Source organism: Streptomyces sp. NPDC053048, from assembly GCF_044547045.1.
Taxonomy (GTDB): domain Bacteria; phylum Actinomycetota; class Actinomycetes; order Streptomycetales; family Streptomycetaceae; genus Streptomyces.
Map to the genome: position 1 here is coordinate 66,660 of NZ_JBITZS010000015.1, position 16,421 is coordinate 83,080.

17 protein-coding genes and 2 tRNA genes are annotated in these 16,421 nt (G+C 66.8%); 2 read left to right on the top strand and 17 right to left on the bottom strand.

Going from position 1 to position 16,421, the window contains the following annotated elements:
- Positions 1-180: 180 nt before the first annotated feature.
- From ACIG36_RS31680 to ACIG36_RS31755, 16 genes are all read right to left on the bottom strand, one after another.
- On the bottom strand, positions 181-453 hold the full coding sequence (locus tag ACIG36_RS31680) for a hypothetical protein (RefSeq protein ID WP_399935470.1): 273 nt from the start codon (positions 451-453) through the stop codon (positions 181-183).
- A gap of 2 nt (positions 454-455) precedes the next feature.
- Positions 456-884: an HK97-gp10 family putative phage morphogenesis protein gene (locus tag ACIG36_RS31685; protein ID WP_399935472.1), complete on the bottom strand. Its 429-nt coding sequence runs from the start codon at positions 882-884 to the stop codon at positions 456-458.
- A 43-nt stretch (positions 885-927) separates the two neighbouring features.
- Entirely contained in the window at positions 928-1,929 is a 1,002-nt protein-coding gene (locus ACIG36_RS31690) for a phage tail tube protein (RefSeq protein ID WP_399935475.1), read from the bottom strand.
- A 10-nt stretch (positions 1,930-1,939) separates the two neighbouring features.
- Positions 1,940-2,371: a hypothetical protein gene (locus tag ACIG36_RS31695; RefSeq protein WP_399935477.1), complete on the bottom strand. Its 432-nt coding sequence runs from the start codon at positions 2,369-2,371 to the stop codon at positions 1,940-1,942.
- Between the two features lie 9 nt (positions 2,372-2,380).
- Positions 2,381-2,746 carry a hypothetical protein gene (locus ACIG36_RS31700; RefSeq protein WP_399935479.1) on the bottom strand — a complete coding sequence of 122 codons (366 nt, stop codon included), beginning with the start codon at positions 2,744-2,746 and terminating at the stop codon, positions 2,381-2,383.
- Positions 2,747-2,820: 74 nt separating this feature from the next.
- Positions 2,821-3,999: a phage major capsid protein gene (locus ACIG36_RS31705; RefSeq protein WP_399935481.1), complete on the bottom strand. Its 1,179-nt coding sequence runs from the start codon at positions 3,997-3,999 to the stop codon at positions 2,821-2,823.
- The gene (locus ACIG36_RS31710; RefSeq protein ID WP_399935484.1) at positions 3,999-4,616 is read right to left on the bottom strand and encodes an HK97 family phage prohead protease; all 618 of its coding nucleotides are present in this window, start codon (positions 4,614-4,616) and stop codon (positions 3,999-4,001) included. The genes ACIG36_RS31705 and ACIG36_RS31710 overlap by 1 nt, the downstream gene beginning before the upstream one ends.
- Entirely contained in the window at positions 4,579-5,940 is a 1,362-nt protein-coding gene (locus ACIG36_RS31715; RefSeq protein ID WP_399935487.1) for a phage portal protein, read from the bottom strand. Before ACIG36_RS31715 ends, ACIG36_RS31710 begins: the two co-directional genes overlap by 38 nt.
- Before the next feature lie 65 nt (positions 5,941-6,005).
- Positions 6,006-7,568, bottom strand: a complete 1,563-nt coding sequence (locus ACIG36_RS31720; protein WP_399935489.1) for a terminase large subunit domain-containing protein — start codon at positions 7,566-7,568, stop codon at positions 6,006-6,008.
- A gap of 40 nt (positions 7,569-7,608) precedes the next feature.
- Positions 7,609-8,004, bottom strand: a complete 396-nt coding sequence (locus ACIG36_RS31725; RefSeq protein ID WP_399935624.1) for a phage terminase small subunit P27 family — start codon at positions 8,002-8,004, stop codon at positions 7,609-7,611.
- A 240-nt stretch (positions 8,005-8,244) separates the two neighbouring features.
- Complete coding sequence (locus tag ACIG36_RS31730) at positions 8,245-8,598, bottom strand: HNH endonuclease (protein ID WP_399935491.1); 354 nt, start codon at positions 8,596-8,598, stop codon at positions 8,245-8,247.
- Between the two features lie 75 nt (positions 8,599-8,673).
- A tRNA-Leu gene (locus ACIG36_RS31735) sits at positions 8,674-8,746 on the bottom strand.
- A gap of 5 nt (positions 8,747-8,751) precedes the next feature.
- A tRNA-Ala gene (locus ACIG36_RS31740) sits at positions 8,752-8,822 on the bottom strand.
- 497 nt (positions 8,823-9,319) lie between these two features.
- The gene (locus ACIG36_RS31745) at positions 9,320-9,652 is read right to left on the bottom strand and encodes a hypothetical protein (RefSeq protein ID WP_399935494.1); all 333 of its coding nucleotides are present in this window, start codon (positions 9,650-9,652) and stop codon (positions 9,320-9,322) included.
- Between the two features lie 172 nt (positions 9,653-9,824).
- Positions 9,825-11,510 (bottom strand): recombinase family protein, encoded by a 1,686-nt coding sequence (locus tag ACIG36_RS31750; RefSeq protein ID WP_399935497.1) that lies wholly within the window; start codon positions 11,508-11,510, stop codon positions 9,825-9,827.
- A gap of 200 nt (positions 11,511-11,710) precedes the next feature.
- Positions 11,711-12,910 (bottom strand): sensor histidine kinase, encoded by a 1,200-nt coding sequence (locus ACIG36_RS31755; protein WP_399935500.1) that lies wholly within the window; start codon positions 12,908-12,910, stop codon positions 11,711-11,713.
- Between the two features lie 121 nt (positions 12,911-13,031).
- On the opposite strand from ACIG36_RS31755, the gene ACIG36_RS31760 reads away from it, so the two are divergent.
- Together ACIG36_RS31760 and ACIG36_RS31765 are read left to right on the top strand one after the other, a co-directional pair.
- The gene (locus ACIG36_RS31760) at positions 13,032-14,063 is read left to right on the top strand and encodes an SAM-dependent methyltransferase (protein WP_399935504.1); all 1,032 of its coding nucleotides are present in this window, start codon (positions 13,032-13,034) and stop codon (positions 14,061-14,063) included.
- Positions 14,064-14,146: 83 nt separating this feature from the next.
- Positions 14,147-15,289 (top strand): NADH-quinone oxidoreductase subunit D, encoded by a 1,143-nt coding sequence (locus ACIG36_RS31765; RefSeq protein ID WP_399935506.1) that lies wholly within the window; start codon positions 14,147-14,149, stop codon positions 15,287-15,289.
- A 44-nt stretch (positions 15,290-15,333) separates the two neighbouring features.
- On the opposite strand, the gene ACIG36_RS31770 is transcribed toward ACIG36_RS31765, so the two are convergent.
- Positions 15,334-16,374: a hypothetical protein gene (locus tag ACIG36_RS31770; RefSeq protein WP_399935509.1), complete on the bottom strand. Its 1,041-nt coding sequence runs from the start codon at positions 16,372-16,374 to the stop codon at positions 15,334-15,336.
- Between the last annotated feature and the right edge of the window lie 47 nt (positions 16,375-16,421).

The following is a 16,421-nucleotide window of genomic DNA, read 5'->3' on the forward strand; positions in this document are numbered from 1 at the left end:
GACGCTCCCCCGACACCGGGCCCCCCGAGCGACCGCGCGAGATACGCCGCTCCTGTTTCTGCTGCGCGTCAATGTCGGCAACCATCTGGTCCGCCAGCGTGTTGAAGTCCCTCAGCGAGAGCGCGCGCACGTCCGACCACGTGAGCCCCCGGTAGTGGCCGACGAGTCGCGCGCACGTGATCACTCGCTGAGCGCGGTAGGGTCCTTCGGCTTCTTCTTGAACTCAATACGCAGCTTCCCCGCATCCTCAGCAGAAAAGGTGGGGTCCTCACGCCGCTTGATGACGACGGCCATTGCGCGAAGTAGCTTCGCCTTTCGCGCGCCAGGCTTGGCGAGCTGGTCAAGGGGCCCGTCAATGATGTCTTCGATGATCTCAATTTCATCTATGGAAAGGCTGTCGATGTCCAGCGACAGCACATCACCGAGATCGGCAGCGTTCTTCTTGGCACCCATATTCAGCTCTCCAATTTCTCTCGGAGTACGGCGGAAATCTCACGCTCGTACGTCTCGGAAACCTTCTCGCTATTGCGAGCCATGGCCCGGTAAAGGAACCGGTTAGGGCTGATGCCCCTCTTCGGATAGCCGAAGTGAATTGCCCCGGCGTACGGGGCGCGGGATGCGGTACCCGTCTTGATGGCAGCGGAGTTGGCCGACGCAACGACCTTCACCGACTTGGCGAGCTTGCCGGGCCGGTACTTCTTGCTGTCCTTCGGCGTGCGCGTGTGCTGCGGAACGCCGCGCTGAGCGTCCGGCTTGACTATCTCCGCTGCCTCTTTGTTGACTTCGCGGACCCTCTTGGAAAGGTCCTTGTCCTTGAGTTGGCGAAGGGTTCTCTTTAGCCGGTTCAGACCTTCGACCTGAACCGAGAAGCGCGAGCCCGGCACGTGCTCCCCCTCAATCACCGACTCACGTGAGTCGGTGGTCTCGCTACGGTGCGGGCGGAACGAAACCGGGGGTCGGGTCTACGTAGGTGACCTTGATTGCCGACCGGCCGTCTCCGGGGTCCAGGATGCGGAAGGGGAGTTCGGTAACCGTCACATCGTCAACGGACGCTTCGGGACTGTCCCCCGTGAACTGGATGGCGGGGCACTCGATCTTCATCGACGCGCCCGGAGTGATACCCGTGAAGTCGATGGCCAGGGAAGCCACCTTGCCGCCGATGAACGCTTCATACATCTTCACGGCGTCGCTGGTGAACTCGCCTTCTAGCGTGCCTTCGTATGTCGGCATGGCCGCGCGCACGGGGGTCTTCTTGAGTGGGTTGCCACGCAGGAAGCGCCGATCAACCTTCATGCCCCGATCGGCGGTTAGCTCAAGCTTGTTGGCGTCCACCGTGACGGCGTTACCGTCGATGGTCAGCGCGATAGCCGTACGGGTCCAGTCGTAGACGTACGACTCTTCCGGGTAGACGATCGGTAGCGCGTCAGCGGGCTTGCTCGAATGGCTTACGTCCTGAAAGTCGAACGTGGCCGTTAGTGTGACGGCGTTCTCTACCTCAGCGGTCAGTTCCCACTCAGTGACCACGCAACCGACGTGCTTGTAAGCGACCGACTTGCCATCGGTGGTCGGCCGGATCATCTGAGCCGTGAACGAGGGAGACGCGCTGTTGGCGCCAGTCTCAAAGACATGAGTGGTAAGGCCCGTGGACGCGTTGGGGACTCCGCCGTTGTAGATGTCGAAGGAAGCGGAGAGAAGGGCAGCGGCCCCGGCGTCCAGTAGATCAACCTCTAGTTCGCCCTCACCACCCATGTTGACGACATTTCGCCGGTCGGCCCGCGCCGTCTGCTGTCCGGCGCGGAACCCCACGCTTTCGATGAACTCTCGGGTGGTCTTCCAGCTATCCGACTTGCCCTCATAGCCCAGCGTGGACGTGGCGGCGGTGCCGTAAGTCGTTTCCTTGCCTATGCCGATAGCGGCATCAAGCGCCATGCGTTCCCCCCTAGGTGACCCGGCCGCGAATCCTCACGCGGACGGTTAGCGCGGCATATGCGCCGTCAGTGGTCTCGGCCGTCTCCGTCTCGGAGGACTCAGGCCGTACGTCGAGTAGCCCCGGCACGCTCGCCGGATCGACGGAGCGGCAGGCTTCCGTAATGGCGTCACGAAGGCCGTAGACGGCCCTCTCAGCGCCCATCGGGTCGCCGGGTGTGATGACCAGCGCATGAACGTCCACGTAGCCCGTGACGGCCGTTGGCTTGCGCGGCCCCTGCCGGAAGGCGACCGGCTGTAGTTCGTCGTCCGTGGACGCGCCCAGCCATACCTGTTGCCGCCGATCGCTCTTGCCGGTCTCAGCGAAGGTGCATTGCACCCCGGTCGGCGTGGCCGCCTTGAGCCGGTCGAATAGGGCAGCCTTAGCATCGAAGATCAGCGCCACGACCACCCCTCAGATGAAGATGAACGGGAGTCGCACCCGGTACCGGTTTAGCTGTGCGTTGACTTCCGGCAGGCTGGTTGGCCGCCACGTACCCCCGGCTTGCGCCAACTGGATTGACCCGAACTCGCTTTGAAGCTGTAGCGCCCGGTCTGGCACGCGGGATACGAGATCAAGGCAGTATTGGCGGGCGAGCGTCCGCACACACCAACGGATCGTTTCCGGGGGCGCGTCGGTCCCCTCCCACTTCCGCCCGCAGTAGCTTTCGACCGTCTCAACGGCGTACGCAATCGCGTCTGTCAGCGTCTCGTTCGGGAAGAGCCCCACATCTTCCATGCCATCCAGCGCCCGAACCTCTTCAACGGTCGCGTAAGACATGTGCACCCCCTCAGCGCAAGGGAGACCACCGACTCACGTGAGTCGGTGGTCTCCCCTCAACTCCCCTCCGGGCCTTACGGCTTGGGGGTAACGGTCAGAACCTTCGCCGACCGCTCATCCACGAGAAGACCGTCCGCCCGCTGGATGAACCGGTAGACGATCTGATCCGTGGTGAACTTGGCATCGACGGAGCGCTCAACGCGGAGCGGACCGGCAAGGCGGACCTTGTACTTGCTCAGGTCCACGAACAGAACCTTGTCATCAGGCACGGCAACATCGGTGGCCACAACCTTGCCGTTGAAGGTGTCCGGGGCACCGGCCGTTAGCGCCGACTGCCACAGGTACTGACCGTTGGCGTCCTTGAGCTTGCGCATGAGCGCGGCCGTCCGGTCGGACACGACGTAGACGGCGTTGGTCCGGTAGGACGACGGAAGCTCATAGAACAGGTCAATGAGCGCGTCGGAAACGGTGTTGTCCTTCGCGCCCGCCTGCCAGGTAGCGGCGGCAGCGGGAGCGGCGTTCAGGATGCCCTTAGGCTGGCCGGTGCCGGTGCCGGATAGGAAGTGCTGCCCCATGCCGTGCCCCAGCGCGGGGCCAGCGTCGCCAACCAGGAAGCCCACCAGGTCTAGCGCCTGATCCTGTACGAACTCAGTGGAGACCACCGAGGCATACGCGTACTTGAAAGCACCCACGGACCGCTGAACGGTGGTCGGCGTGCTCTCGGGAATGTTGGCGTTCTCGGCGACGATGCCCGCAGACGCGCGACCGGTCACAACCGTGAAGTCGATGGACTCGCCCCCCGACGTGGTGAGGATCGACGCGCCGTTACGCATGACGGTGGAGCGCTCTACAGCCTCAGCGAGAAGCTGACCGAAGAGGGTTCGCGGGATGACGTTCTTGCCGGTGTTGGTATCGACAACGGCCCGCTTCTCCGGGGCGAAGGTGAGCGACTGGTGAAGTCCCAGCGACCGAAGCTGTGCAGCCGCCTCGGCTAGCTTGTCCTGAGTCTCACGCTTGCTGCCGGTGCCCTTGAGTCCGGCCATGAGCGCGCTCACCGACTCAGATGCCTTGATGGCCTCAACGCCACGCTTCACGCGGCCGTCGTAGTCGGCAATGGCATCGAGTAGCTGAGTCTCCTTCTCGCGCGCCGCAGCGTCCATGTCCTTACCGGCGAACTCTTCGGCTAGGGACCGAAGTTCAGCGTGGGCCCGCTCGCGAGCCTCAAAGTTCGCGCTCAGAGTCTGTGCGTCCACTACTGGACACCCCCCTTGTGTAGAAGCGCGCGGACTAGGGCACGCGCCGGATGATCGGTCACCGACTCACGTGAGTCGGTGGTCTGTTCGGCAATGCCGAGAGTCAGCGCGATGGAGCGGCTGAGTCCGGCGTCAGTGGTCGGGTATGCGGGGTTGAGAACCGGGCCGACTTCCACGACGTCCATGCTGGTGATCTCGCGGATGGGTAGCCCGGACTCTTCGTCAAGTTCGTCATGGACTCGCTGGCCCCCGTCGTTCACACAAAACGTGAACGAGGAGCCGCGTACGTCCCCGCGCTTGAGCAGTTCGGCTAGGTCACGGCCGACCGTGGTGTTGGGTAGGTCGATCTCATACCAGCCGCCTTCGGCGTCTTCGCCGGTCCGCAGCGTGCCCGAACTCGCCCGCCCAAGAACGTTGTTGATGTCGTGGTTGAACGTGGCGAGCACGTCATTAGCCCTGAGTGAGTCGGCCCCCGCACCGGGCATGATCCGTTCCCGGAATCCGCCTAGGTTGTGGCTCAGCTCGTTGAACCGGTAGGCGTATCCGCGCATGGTCACGGCGTCGCCATCGGCGCGAACCTCAGCCGGTCGGGCTAGGTTCCTCCGCTCCGTCGTCATCGGGTGTTTCCCCCTCTTTGTCGTCCCCGTCGTTTGCCGGGGGTGCGTCTGCGGGCGGGGGCTCAATGGCGGCAGGCTTGGCAGGCTCTTCGTCGGCCGTCACGTCAGCGAGGTTCAGTGGCACGCGGTGCGCTTCGCCCTTACCGTCGGGCAGGGGCTCTAGGTCTTCCCAAGCGCGCACTTCGTCAATGCTGTAAATGCCTTGCTGCAAGCCGATTGAGTACATGTTCATGCGCTCAGCCGGGGCGCCGCGCTGAATGCCGTCAAGAGAGAACTTGATGAACTTCTGCCGGTCCGCCGTCTCAGCGAAGAGCAGGCGAGTGAACCCCGCTTCGATCCGCTCAAGCCACGGGCGAAGGCTGAACATTGCAAAGGCTTGGTTCTGCTCAGCGAGCCCGGAGCCCCAGCTAGTTGAGTTCGTCGCGTCGGCAATCAGGTGAGGCGGAACGCCGAATATCCGGGAAATCTCCGGAACCTGAAATTGTCGGGTCTGCAAGAACTGCGCTTCATCCGGCGAGAGCGCCACCTTAGAGAACTTGGCCCCTTCGGTCAGCAGCGCAACACGGTGCGCATTCTCCGCCCCACTGTTGGCCAGCCGCCACGCTTCACGCGCCCGCGCTAGCCCCTCTTCGGACATTGCGCCAGGCACTTCGATGAGCGCCCCCGGCATGGCGCCGTTCGCGAAGAACTTCGCCCCGTAGGTCTGCGCGGCCATGGCGAGCCCGATGGACTCACGCGCGAACGCGATGGGTGACACACCGGTGAACTCGCCGGGCAACATCATTCCGGGAATGTGAAGAACCTCGCGAGTGGTGAACCAACCTAGGGCGACTTCGTTGCCGTCGTCGTCATAGTCGGCCACATAGAAGACCTTGCGGCGCTTACCGTCCACCACGACCGTGTGCGTGTCGATGCGGCTCGGGTCCAGTACCTCAAGCCCTACGATGTTGGGCCCGTCCCAGAGGACGGCAAGGTAAGCGTTACCGTCCAGCAAGAGGGACAGCACGACCTGAGACAGAAGGTCGATGCGGCCAAGCCCGCCCGGCTCAGCGTTCGGATAGTCAAGCCATGTAGGCGACTTGACCTCTTTCCGGACCCCTCCCCTACGGGAGTAGGTAGCCACGGGCAGCGTGCAAATCGTCTCACTCAGCAGGCGGACGCACGCGAAGACGGCGGAGACCGTGAGCGCACTGTTCGCATCCACCTTCTGTCCGGACGACGACACCACACCGGGCAGCGGGAACAGGTCGGTTACCGGGTCCCACTGAGCCCGCCTCTCGACTTCCCGAGGCGCCCCCCGGAAGAGCGCACGCCAAAAGCCCATGTGAGCCACCCCCCGCGTGACTCACCTGACCACCGACTCACGTGAGTCAGTGGTTCGGAGCCCTGCTAGTCGTCATCTAGAAACTGATCGAACTCCGGGGCGCCCACGTTGAACACGCGGCCGTCTCTGTCCTCCCACGTGGCGACGATCGCCGTCTCAATCAAGTGGGGGTGCTCTTCCCGGAACATCACCGCGCCGTGAACGGCGAGGATCATCGCAATGGCAAGGTCGATCTTCCGGCGCGAACTCGCGTGCTCCTTCGTGACGCGCGCGCCGTTCTTGTCCTCACGCAGCACGGCATTACCGATGTGCCGGGCAAGGGCCGGGTCCCCGTCGTGCGTCAGACGGCCGTCGCGGCATGCGTCGTAGACGATCTGAGTCGCCGGGACCATGCGCTTGAGTGAGTTGGTAGGGAAAGCCTCAACGGGCCAGCCATCAGCCTCAAGGTTGTCTAGCGTCTCTTCCCAGCGGTACGGATCAGCCACCAGGTTCCGCACGTGGTAGGTGTCCAGCGCGGAGCGGAGGGCGTCACGCACGTCGGCCATGGGCACGCGCCAATGCGCATCGTCGGCCGGAGCCTCCCAGTGGCCCAAGACGAACACCCGAAGGTCACTGACGCGGCAGGCGACAAGGGCCGTGCTGTCACCCTTCCAAGAGCCGTCAAAGCCCAACACAACGGCGTCACCGGGGTTCAGCGCATCGTCTACCGCAAGGGAGTCCCACAGGCCGTGAGGCAGCCACGTAGACGCGCCACGGACGAACTGAGACAGACGGTAGATGCGGAAGCTAGCTTCCGTACTGCGCTGGGCGGCAGCTTTGAAATCCTCTTCGTTGAGAATGTCGAATGAGGGATTGCACGCTCGCCACACGTCCGGGTCTAGGTGGTCCACCGTGTCCCCGATGCGCGGGCCCCATGACCGGTAGAACAGCGTCGGGTCTTCCGCCTCACCGGAGGTGACCCGCTCGCCTTGCTCACAGAGCTTGGCAAAGGGGCCATCCGGATCAGGCCCGGCGGTACTCACCACCCAAGTCATGGGCTGGTTACGGGCAGCGCTGCCCAGCGTCAGCGCGTCGAAGAGATCGGCCGTCTTGCTGAACGCGTACTCATCAAGACTGACGGCGGACGGGTTGAGACCCTGCTGCCGCCCGGCGTCTGCCGAGACCACGCGATAAGTGCAGTCCTTGAAGCGGATTACGTCGCGCTGCACTTCACAGACGGCCGACAGCTTCGGGGAAGCGTTGACCATCTGCTTTGCCGCATCGAAAACCATGCGAGCCTGATTGCGGTCATTAGCGGCAGCGATGATCTGACGCTGAGCGTCTGCCCGGTCGGCTATCAAGTGGTAAAGCATGATGGCCGCCGCAAGCGTGCTCTTGCCGTTCTTGCGGGCAATGCACACGACGGCCATGCGGTGCTTGCGCACCCACCGGCCGAAGGTGTCTTGCCGCAGTTTGTACGCGTCAATGAGTAGGTCACGCTGCCAGCCCAGAAGCCGGAACGGCTGGCCAGCGAAAGAGCCGGTAAGACGGCAGAACTGTTCAACCCAGTTGGCGACCCGGTACCCCTCAGAAGGGAACGGCGCATCTGCCGGAATGTGGCGCGCGATGACGGGATCAATGCCGGACATGCGCACCCCCGTCAAGGCACCGACTCACGTGAGTCGGTGGTCAAAAATCTTCGGGGCCAGCCGCAACGCGTCGCGCCTCAGCCGCCACAATGCCCAGCCGCATACGCGCTTCGGGCGTGAAGCCGATGACGGTTTCAATCGCGCGGAGTTCCTTCTCCGTCGATTCCACGTAACGCATGGCCGGGTGAACGGCAGGCTGACCGGTAGAGCCCACGGTCATAAGCCCGTCATTGGCAACGGCGGCAAGAAGTTCCGCACGCCGGTCGTGAAGCTCGCAGTACCGCAAGATGATGTTCCGGTCAGTCTCCGGAGAGTAGGCCCCGCTACCCGCCGACCAGACGTTCCGCCAAACCTCGCGACCGATGCGCTTGAGTCCAGCGGGCACGCGGGGGGCTCGCCCCTCGTAGACCACGGGGGCGGCAGCCTCGGCAGCCACATTGGCATTACCGGTCCGTACGTCGGGGCTCTTGCTTCGGGACACGTTGACACCACCTTCACGGGCCTTGCCGACCCCTTAACGGGTGCCTTTCTCGCGGGTCCGAATGCGGGCTTACCCAGCAACGACACGGGCCAGGCCCACCAAAAATGGCGTCACACCTAGCGCACGCTTTCCGAGCTTGGGCCGGGATCGCCAGACGGCACGTCGGCCGAACTTCGGGAACGCCCCGCCCCTCCGTCAGAAAGGTGGAGACGTAAAGCCGAAGTCTTTTCGGGTCTTTGCCTTGTGACACGGCTTGCACAGGTACTGCACATTGGCCGCCACGTCTTCGCCACCCTTAGCGAGAGGGGTTATGTGGTCCACGTCGATAGCTGACGCCAGGAAGCTCAGGCCGCACGACGCGCACACGCCGCGACCAGCCTTACGCAGAGCCTTGCGCAGGATGGCCGCCGCATTACGCCCACGAGCGATAGCCTCACGCCGCTTGCGGTGCGACCGATACGACCGACCACTCTCATACGCCTTGTGATGCACCAGGCATCGCCCCTTGCGCGTAGCCCACTCTCGACAGTCAAGGCACCGGGTACGCATGAGCCACCCCCATCCAGGGGCACCCCCCTACCCTCAAGCGATACCACCGACTCACGTGAGTCGGTGGTCTACAGGTACCCGCCCCCGGATTCGAACCGGGACACTTCGCGGTCTAAGCGCGACGGCTTTGCCGTTTGCCTAGGCGGGCTAGCTTGCGTCCGCCCGGATTCGAACCGGGGTTGACTCCTGCCCGGAGTCGTTCTAGGCCGCTGAACTACAGACGCTTTAGGCGATTCCGTGGGAGCTACCCACCACGCCAAGGGATCGCAGGCGAGCCCCAAGAAGTCGAGAGCGGGGATGCTCAGTCCGCCATTCCGGAAGGGGTGCGCGGTAACCCCCGCTCTCTACTATTACTAGAGCGGGAGGGTTCCCCGAGAGCGCGCACCCTGCCTGACTTTTGACTGGCGGGCTGAGTGACGCCGGTCACGGTGCGGTGATTCGGTGATTGAGGGCCGATCCCTGTTTTCCTAGAGGGTTTCTTTAGGGATATCTGAGTCATGGGTCAAACCACCGCTTCACCGCACCCAACCTCGCTGAATGACAGTCGATCGCTACTCTCTGCACAGGCTCAATCACCCTCGGTTTCTTACGTGAGCATGACAATAGCAAGACCGAAGAAGAGCCCCCGAACCCCGAAGGGCTCAGGGGCCGCCTGGGGGCATCGCGCGGGCTCATCCGCCCCCGCCTGCCCGGAAGTTGTCTCAGGCGCTCTCAGGGGCCGTCAGGCGCCTTGCTGGCCGTCCGGCCACGCCACCGAGTCTAGGTGCGCGTCCAGCTCCGCCATGTCCGGCCGGTCCAGCAAGCGCGCTGCCGCTTCGTTCTCCGTCAGCTCTCCCGCTGCCGCTTGCTCGATGTCGGCGACCGACACCCCGAGCGCTTCGGCCAGTCGCGCCGCGTCCACCACCGCAACCCCACTGGTCCTGATGAGCGCTGCCGTGAGACGGAGGGTGTTCCGGGCCTCCTGGTCGTCGTCCACGTCCCACCCTGCCGCACGGGCCTTGTCGAGTAACCAGCGGGTGAACTCGGTATCCCTGATGACGTATTCGCGGTCCATGGGGCCAGCGTAGGGCGCCCCTCGGCGGCTGTCTGCGGGCATGAGAAGGCCCCGGCAAGGTCTTGCCTCACCGGGGCCGTCTCAGGCACTCCTAGGGTCTCTCCGTGGCCGTCTCTGCCACACTGGGAGAGCCCCGGCGGAAATGGGGTCCGCCGGGACACCTTCCAGTCGTCTACGCGGCAAGCTCCGCGTCCACTGGCGCCTTCTCGCCGGACGTCGCCCACGTGATGACAACGCGGGACTTCCCATCGAACCTGAGTCCCCGACGCGGCGCCTTCTTGATCGTCACACGGTCAATGGCCAGTCGGAGCAGGTCCCGCCGAAGGGGAAGGTCCGCGTCAGCCCACGCCTTCTTGATGTCCTTGGGGTCCGTACTGAGGAACGGCAGCTTCACCGTGTTGGCAACCCCATGCTTGGCCGCTTCCTGCTTGGCCTTCTCCACGGCCTCAGTCGCCTCGTCGAGTTCCTGGAAGTAGAAGCGCTGCGCGGGGCCCTTGTACTTCTTGCGAGACTTGACCAGTTGTTCAAGGTCCGCTTCCGCCATTTTCAGCGCCTCACGAGCGGCTTGCGCCTCTTCGGTTTCCTCCGGCTGCGCGCGCGCTGCCCAACGCTCAGAGACGGCGATAAGGATCGAGTCATCGGGTTCGGCGTGAGCCAGCCGGGCAAGCCAGGCTTCGAACACGTATCCCTCAAGGTTCGTGCCCGTTGCCGATGCGCGCCCCTTGCAATTTCGGTTACTGAGCACACCGCCGCATGCGTAGGACTTGCCTTGGAATGGGGCCGACAAGTTGCACCCATCGCATCGGGAAAGCCCCGTGAGAAGGTGCTTTGGGCTGGTGTCCTTCTTAGGCTCCTCCCCCTGGTCCTCACTGGGCTTATCCGTTTGCGTCCCTGCGGGCTTCTTCTTGGGCGCCCAACGAGGGTCATTGGAATTCAGAACCCCCAGCCCCTTGAGCACGGCGAGTGCCCTTCGTTGCACCGCCTCAGTCACTAGAGCGACCGGCTTTCCATCCTGGCCCTTGAGGGCTACGCGCTCCCCCGCCTCATTTCGATACAGGACCGGACGGGAACCGACCTGTACCGTCTGCCAGCCGATGTACGCGGGATGGCGAATCATGCGCGCAACGACCGGGTACCGCCACCCCAGTCCGCCGGTCGGTCGGGGTACTCCGATGGAATCCAGCCAGCGGGCAATTCCACGCGACGATTCACCGTCAGCCACCTTGCGGAACGTCTCCCGCAGCAGGGCAGCACGGGACCACTCTTTCCGCGTGGCAACGTGGCACAGGTACGGCTCATCGTCCGGGGCAAGTCGCCGGTCTTTCGAGACGACGTAGCCCCACGGGGCACGACCTGAGATCCACAAACCGGCGTCGCGCTGGTCTCCTTTGGTGTCCCCTACTCGCTGAGACAGGATCTGCGAATACTCGCGCGCCTCTTCGGCACGATTGATAATCCAGCGCCGGTCACGCGGTTCACTGGAATCAAGGCCGTCTAGTTCGAAAACGACGCGTGCCTTACCGATGACCTTCAACAGGTCTTCCGCGCCGCGACGGCTGAACCGGTCGATCAGATAGCACCACAGCGCCGGTACTTCCTTGTTCGCCAGTGCCGCCAGGGCCTTGTCAAAGTCGGAGCGCTTGACGTCCTTGAAGGCGCTCTGTAGGTCCTTCCAGACCTTGCGGACTGCGTACCCGTTGCGGTGCGCCCAGCGGTGCCCCTGCTCCGTCTGTGCGTCGGTGCTCTGGTCCCGTCGGTGGTCGTCCTTCCGCAGACGGCGCGACTTCCGGGTGTAGAGATCAACTTGTTGGTCTTCGGCCTCACCACAGATGGTGCAGGCGTACAGAAGCTCAGGCATCGCGTGATGTCCCTCCTGCGGTAGGTAACACGTACCTCAGGGGGAGCGCTGTTGTTGCCTGAGCTAAAAGCGCAGGTCAGCCCCGGTGTGTATGTGTTACCTGGTCCTCGACGAGCATCACGCGGATGGACATAGGGGCCCTCTCCTCGAAGTAGTGGTGCGGTGGAGCAGTGGTGCGGTCAGGGTACGGAGTGCGCGGGTCAACGGCCGGATTTGATCGGCAGCAGGACGCTGATGCGGAAGCCGCCGCCGGGGCGCGGCCCCGCGTCCAGCGTGCCCCCGACCATGCCGACGCGCTCGCGCATGCCGATCAGGCCGTGGCCCATGCCGTCCGCCCCGCCCGACTCGTACAGCTCGTGCTGCGCGCCGCGGCCGTCGTCCTCGACGAGCAGGCCCAGCCCGTCGTCGAAGTAGGTCAGCCGCACGCTGGCGCCCACGTCGGGGCCGCCGTGCTTGCGCGTGTTGGTCAGCGCCTCCTGCACGATCCGGTAGGCGGTCAGCTCCACGCCGCTGGGCAGCGGCCGGGGCGCGCCCTCGACCCGGAACTCCACCGGCAGCCCGGCGCTGCGGACCTGCTCGACCAGCTCGGAGATCTGCTCCACGTCCGGCTGCGGGACGTACTCGCCGCCCTCGGAAGCGTCGTCCGTGCGCAGCACGCCCAGCAGCCGCCGCATCTCGGCCAGAGCCTGGCGGCCGGTGCCGGAGATCGTCTCCAGGGCCTGCTTGGCCTGCTCGGGCGAGGAGTCCAGGACGTAGGCGGCGCCGTCCGCCTGCACGACCATCACCGACACGTTGTGCGCGACCACGTCGTGCAGCTCGCGGGCGATGCGGGCGCGCTCGGCGGTGACGGCGATCTGCGCCTGCTGCTCGCGCTCCTTCTCCAGGCGGGTGGCCCGCTCCTCCAGCTGCGCCCAGTAGGCGCGGCGGGTGCGGACCGAGTCGCCGAGGACCCAGGCCAGGACGAACGGGACGGTCATGAACGCGATCGCGATGAGCGAGCTGCCCGGCGATCGGTCGGTCGGGTCCGGCCAGCGGACCGTGGCGATCAGGGGCGCCAGCAGGCCGCCGATCAGTGCGTAGCGGGAGGCCCAGCGGGTGTTGCCGGACGCCACCGTGTAGATGATCACCAGCATGGCGAAGTCCCACACGTTGGGGCCCACGTCGGTCGCCAGCTGGAGCAGCCCCGCCGCCGTCGCCAGCAGCAGCATCTTCTCGGGCCACCGCCGCCGCAGGGCGACCACCGCGGACAGCGCGACCGCCGCGAGGACGGCGGCGGCCAGCTGCCCGCGCCCGCTGCTTTCCGAGACGACGGCCAGGCCGCTCATCCCGAGGAGCAGCAGGGCCCAGAAGCTGTCCACACCCGTCGGGTGCCTGCGGAGAAAGTCGTAGAGGCGGTGCACGTCACCCAGCGTAGGCACGCCGGATCCGGGCGGGGGTCAGCCCGGCGATCGATCCGGCCGCTTTCCGTCTACTCCCCAAGGTGGAGGGCGGGTGCCGCCCGCGCCCGCTTACCGTGTGCCTATGGCGAGCGGAACGAGCGCGACGAGCGGCGCGACGAACGGAACGAGAACGTGGCGGGAGGCCACCGAGGACGCCCTGTACGGCCCGGACGGCTTCTACCGCCGCCCCGAGGGCCCCGCGGGTCACTTCCGTACGTCCGTCCATGCCTCCCCCCTGTACGCCGGGGCGGTGGTGGAGCTGCTGTGCCGCGTCGACGCGGCCCTCGGCCACCCGGCGGAGCTGGCGTTCACCGATGTGGGGGCAGGCCGCGGCGAGCTGGTGAGCGGGGTGCTCGAGCGCTGCCCGGCGGAACTGGCCGGGCGGCTGCGCCCGTACGCGGTGGAGCTCGCCGACCGGCCGGACGGCCTCGACCCCCGGGTGACCTGGCTGGACGCGCCCCCGGACGGCGTCGACGGCCTGCTCTTCGCCAACGAGTGGCTGGACAACGTGCCGCTCGACGTCGCCGAGACCGACGGCGGCGGCACCCCGCGCCAGGTGCTCGTACGACCGGACGGCGAGGAGCTGCTGGGCGACCCGGTCACCGGCGAGGACGCCGGCTGGCTGGCCCGCTGGTGGCCGCTGGAGGGCGCGCCGCCCGGCTCGCGCGCCGAGATCGGCCACCCGCGCGACGCCGCGTGGTCCCGGGCGGTCGGCACGCTGCGGTCCGGCCTGGCGGTGGCGGCCGACTACGCCCACCACCGCGCGACGCGCCCGCCCTTCGGCACCCTCACCGGCTTCCGCGAGGGCCGCGAGGTCCGGCCGGTGCCGGACGGCTCGTGCGACATCACCGCCCATGTGGCCCTGGACGCGTGCGCCCTGCCGGGCGGCTCGGTGACGACGCAGCGCGAGGCCCTGCGGGCACTGGGCGTGGACGGCTCGCGCCCCCCGCTGTCACTCGCCTCGAGCGACCCCGCCGCGTATGTGCGAGCGCTGAGCACGGCGGGCGAGGCCACCGAGCTGACGTCACCGGCGGGGCTGGGGGCGTTCGGGTGGCTGGTGCAGCCGGTGGGTCTTGCGCCGGCCGGGCTGATTATCGGCCCGGCCGGCGCTTGAGGCCGCCGCGCGCAGCGCGGTCCGGGGCCCGGGGGCTCGCCCCCGGTTTCGGGAAGGGGCGGGGTGGGGGCGAGACTGTCCCCATGACGGAGACGACAGTCGGCATCGGCGGCGCGGCCGAGAGCACGGACATGGTGCTCAACATCGGGCCTCAGCACCCGTCCACCCACGGTGTGCTGCGGCTGCGCCTCGTCCTGGACGGCGAGCGGGTCCGGCACGCCGAGCCGGTCATCGGCTATATGCACCGGGGTGCGGAGAAGCTGTTCGAGGCGCGCGACTACCGGCAGATCATCATGCTCGCCAACCGCCACGACTGGCTGTCGGCGTTCTCCAACGAGCTCGGCGTCGTCATCGCCGTCGAGCGGATGCTGGGCATGGAGGTCCCCGAGCGCGCGGTGTGGACCCGCACGCTGCTGGCCGAGCTGAACCGGGTGCTCAACCACCTGATGTTCCTCGGCTCCTATCCGCTGGAGCTCGGCGGCATCACCCCCGTCTTCCACGCGTTCCACGAGCGCGAGGAGCTGCAGACGGTGATGGAGGAGATCTCCGGCGGCCGGATGCACTACATGTTCAACCGCGTCGGCGGCCTGAAGGAGGACCTGCCCGCGGGCTGGCTCGGCCGGGCCCGGCACGCGGTGGCGCAGGTCCGCTCCCGCATGGACGTCTACGACCGGCTGGTGCTCGGCAACGAGATCTTCCGGGGCCGTACGCGCGGCGTCGGCGTCCTGTCGCCGGAGACGGTGCACGCGTACGGGGTGAGCGGGCCGATCGCCCGCGCCTCCGGCGTCGACTTCGACCTGCGGCGCGACGAGCCGTACCTCGCCTACGGCGAGCTGGGCGACACGCTGAAGGTCGTCACCCGCGAGGAGGGCGACTGCCTGGCCCGCTTCGAGTGCCTGCTGGACCAGACCCACAACTCGCTGGACCTGGCGGACGCCTGCCTGGACCGGATGGCCGAGCTGCCGCCCGGCCCGATCAACCAGCGTCTGCCGAAGGTCCTCAAGGCACCCGAGGGCGCCACCTACGTCTGGACCGAGAACCCGCTGGGCCTCAACGGCTACTACCTGGTGTCCAAGGGCGACAAGACGCCCTATCGCCTCAAGCTGCGCTCGGCCTCGTTCAACAACATCCAGGCGTTGACCGAGCTGCTGCCGGGGACGCTCGTCGCCGACATGGTCGCGATCCTGGGCTCGCTGTTCTTCGTCGTCGGCGACATCGACAAATAATCGACACATAGGGTCCCCGAGGGGCCGGCCCGTGCGGGCCGGCCCTACGAGATGGCGGTGCGCAGCTCGGCGACGTCGATCTGCTCGGTCTCGTCGTGCGCGGTGAGGTCGATGACGTCGTCGTCCGCGGCGTCGGCGAGGGCTTCCTCGCCGACGACGTCCGCGAGGTCCTGCTCCTCGACGGGCTTGGCGGGCAGGGCCTTCTTGGCGCTGTTGCCGAAGAAGTCGAACCCGCCCTGCGCGCGCGAGGCGGGACGCCTGGCGGCGGGCAGCGCCGGGGCGCCGGCGGCGGGCTTGGCGGGGGCGGCGGGCGCCGTCGCCTTGACGACCTCGGTGCCGGGCTCGGGCTTGGCGGCGTTGGTCTTGGTGCCGGCCCTGGTCGTGGCCTTGGCCTTGGTCTTCGGCTCGGGCCCGGTGCCCTCCGCCTTGGGCGTGACGGCCTGCGCCGCCGGGACGGCGGCGCGCCCGGTCTCCGCCACCTTCGCGGCCGCCTCGGCCGCGGCACGCTGCGCGGCGGCGTTGCGCTCCAGGTCGCGCAGGGCGTCGGCGGCCTTGCGGTAGGCGGCGGCGTCGAGGGAACCGTTCGGGGTGCCCGTACCGGCCGCCTCCAGCGCCTTGGCGGGCCCCTTGGCGCCGCCCTTCGCGAGCAGGCGGCGGCCCTCGAGCGCGCTGGCCCGTCCGGTCTCGGCGGCGGCGTAGCGGCGCAGCAGGTCGGCGTGCTCGGTGCGCAGACGGGCGAGCTCGGCGCGCTTGGCGCGGAGCTTGGACTCGGTTCTGGTGCGGGCCAGCCGGGTCTCCTCGAGGTCCGTCTCCAGCTCGGCTATGCGCTCCTCGGTCTTCCACTCGTCGCGTGTGCGCGCGGCGGTGAGCTGGGCGACGCGCTTGCCCGCGGCGCGGTCCCAGCGGCGCATCAGCACCGAGCCGACGACGGTGGCGGCCGCGGCGGCCACGGCGAGCCCCCGTATGACGGCCGTTTCACCCACCACCAGGGCACCGGAGGCGCAGGCGACCGATGTCGCCGCGACCGTCAACGGTGGAAGAAGCCGGTGCAGGGGTGCGGAATGGCGGTGGCGTCCTCGTGGCATGGCCTGAAACTTACCGTGCGTTGCCACGACTGTGGGACTCCACCACC

What these genes read in the sequence shown, in the direction of transcription:
- ACIG36_RS31700 (WP_399935479.1), bottom strand. Translation starts at nt 2,746, where the DNA reads ATGTCTTACGCGACCGTTGAAGAGGTTCGGGCGCTGGATGGCATGGAA.
- ACIG36_RS31715 (WP_399935487.1), bottom strand. Translation starts at nt 5,940, where the DNA reads ATGGGCTTTTGGCGTGCGCTCTTCCGGGGGGCGCCTCGGGAAGTCGAG.
- ACIG36_RS31745 (WP_399935494.1), bottom strand. Translation starts at nt 9,652, where the DNA reads ATGGACCGCGAATACGTCATCAGGGATACCGAGTTCACCCGCTGGTTA.
- ACIG36_RS31690 (WP_399935475.1), bottom strand. Translation starts at nt 1,929, where the DNA reads ATGGCGCTTGATGCCGCTATCGGCATAGGCAAGGAAACGACTTACGGC.
- ACIG36_RS31750 (WP_399935497.1), bottom strand. Translation starts at nt 11,510, where the DNA reads ATGCCTGAGCTTCTGTACGCCTGCACCATCTGTGGTGAGGCCGAAGAC.
- ACIG36_RS31720 (WP_399935489.1), bottom strand. Translation starts at nt 7,568, where the DNA reads ATGTCCGGCATTGATCCCGTCATCGCGCGCCACATTCCGGCAGATGCG.
- ACIG36_RS31730 (WP_399935491.1), bottom strand. Translation starts at nt 8,598, where the DNA reads ATGCGTACCCGGTGCCTTGACTGTCGAGAGTGGGCTACGCGCAAGGGG.
- ACIG36_RS31770 (WP_399935509.1), bottom strand. Translation starts at nt 16,374, where the DNA reads ATGCCACGAGGACGCCACCGCCATTCCGCACCCCTGCACCGGCTTCTT.
- ACIG36_RS31710 (WP_399935484.1), bottom strand. Translation starts at nt 4,616, where the DNA reads ATGACGACGGAGCGGAGGAACCTAGCCCGACCGGCTGAGGTTCGCGCC.
- ACIG36_RS31760 (WP_399935504.1), top strand. Translation starts at nt 13,032, where the DNA reads ATGGCGAGCGGAACGAGCGCGACGAGCGGCGCGACGAACGGAACGAGA.
- ACIG36_RS31680 (WP_399935470.1), bottom strand. Translation starts at nt 453, where the DNA reads ATGGGTGCCAAGAAGAACGCTGCCGATCTCGGTGATGTGCTGTCGCTG.
- ACIG36_RS31765 (WP_399935506.1), top strand. Translation starts at nt 14,147, where the DNA reads ATGACGGAGACGACAGTCGGCATCGGCGGCGCGGCCGAGAGCACGGAC.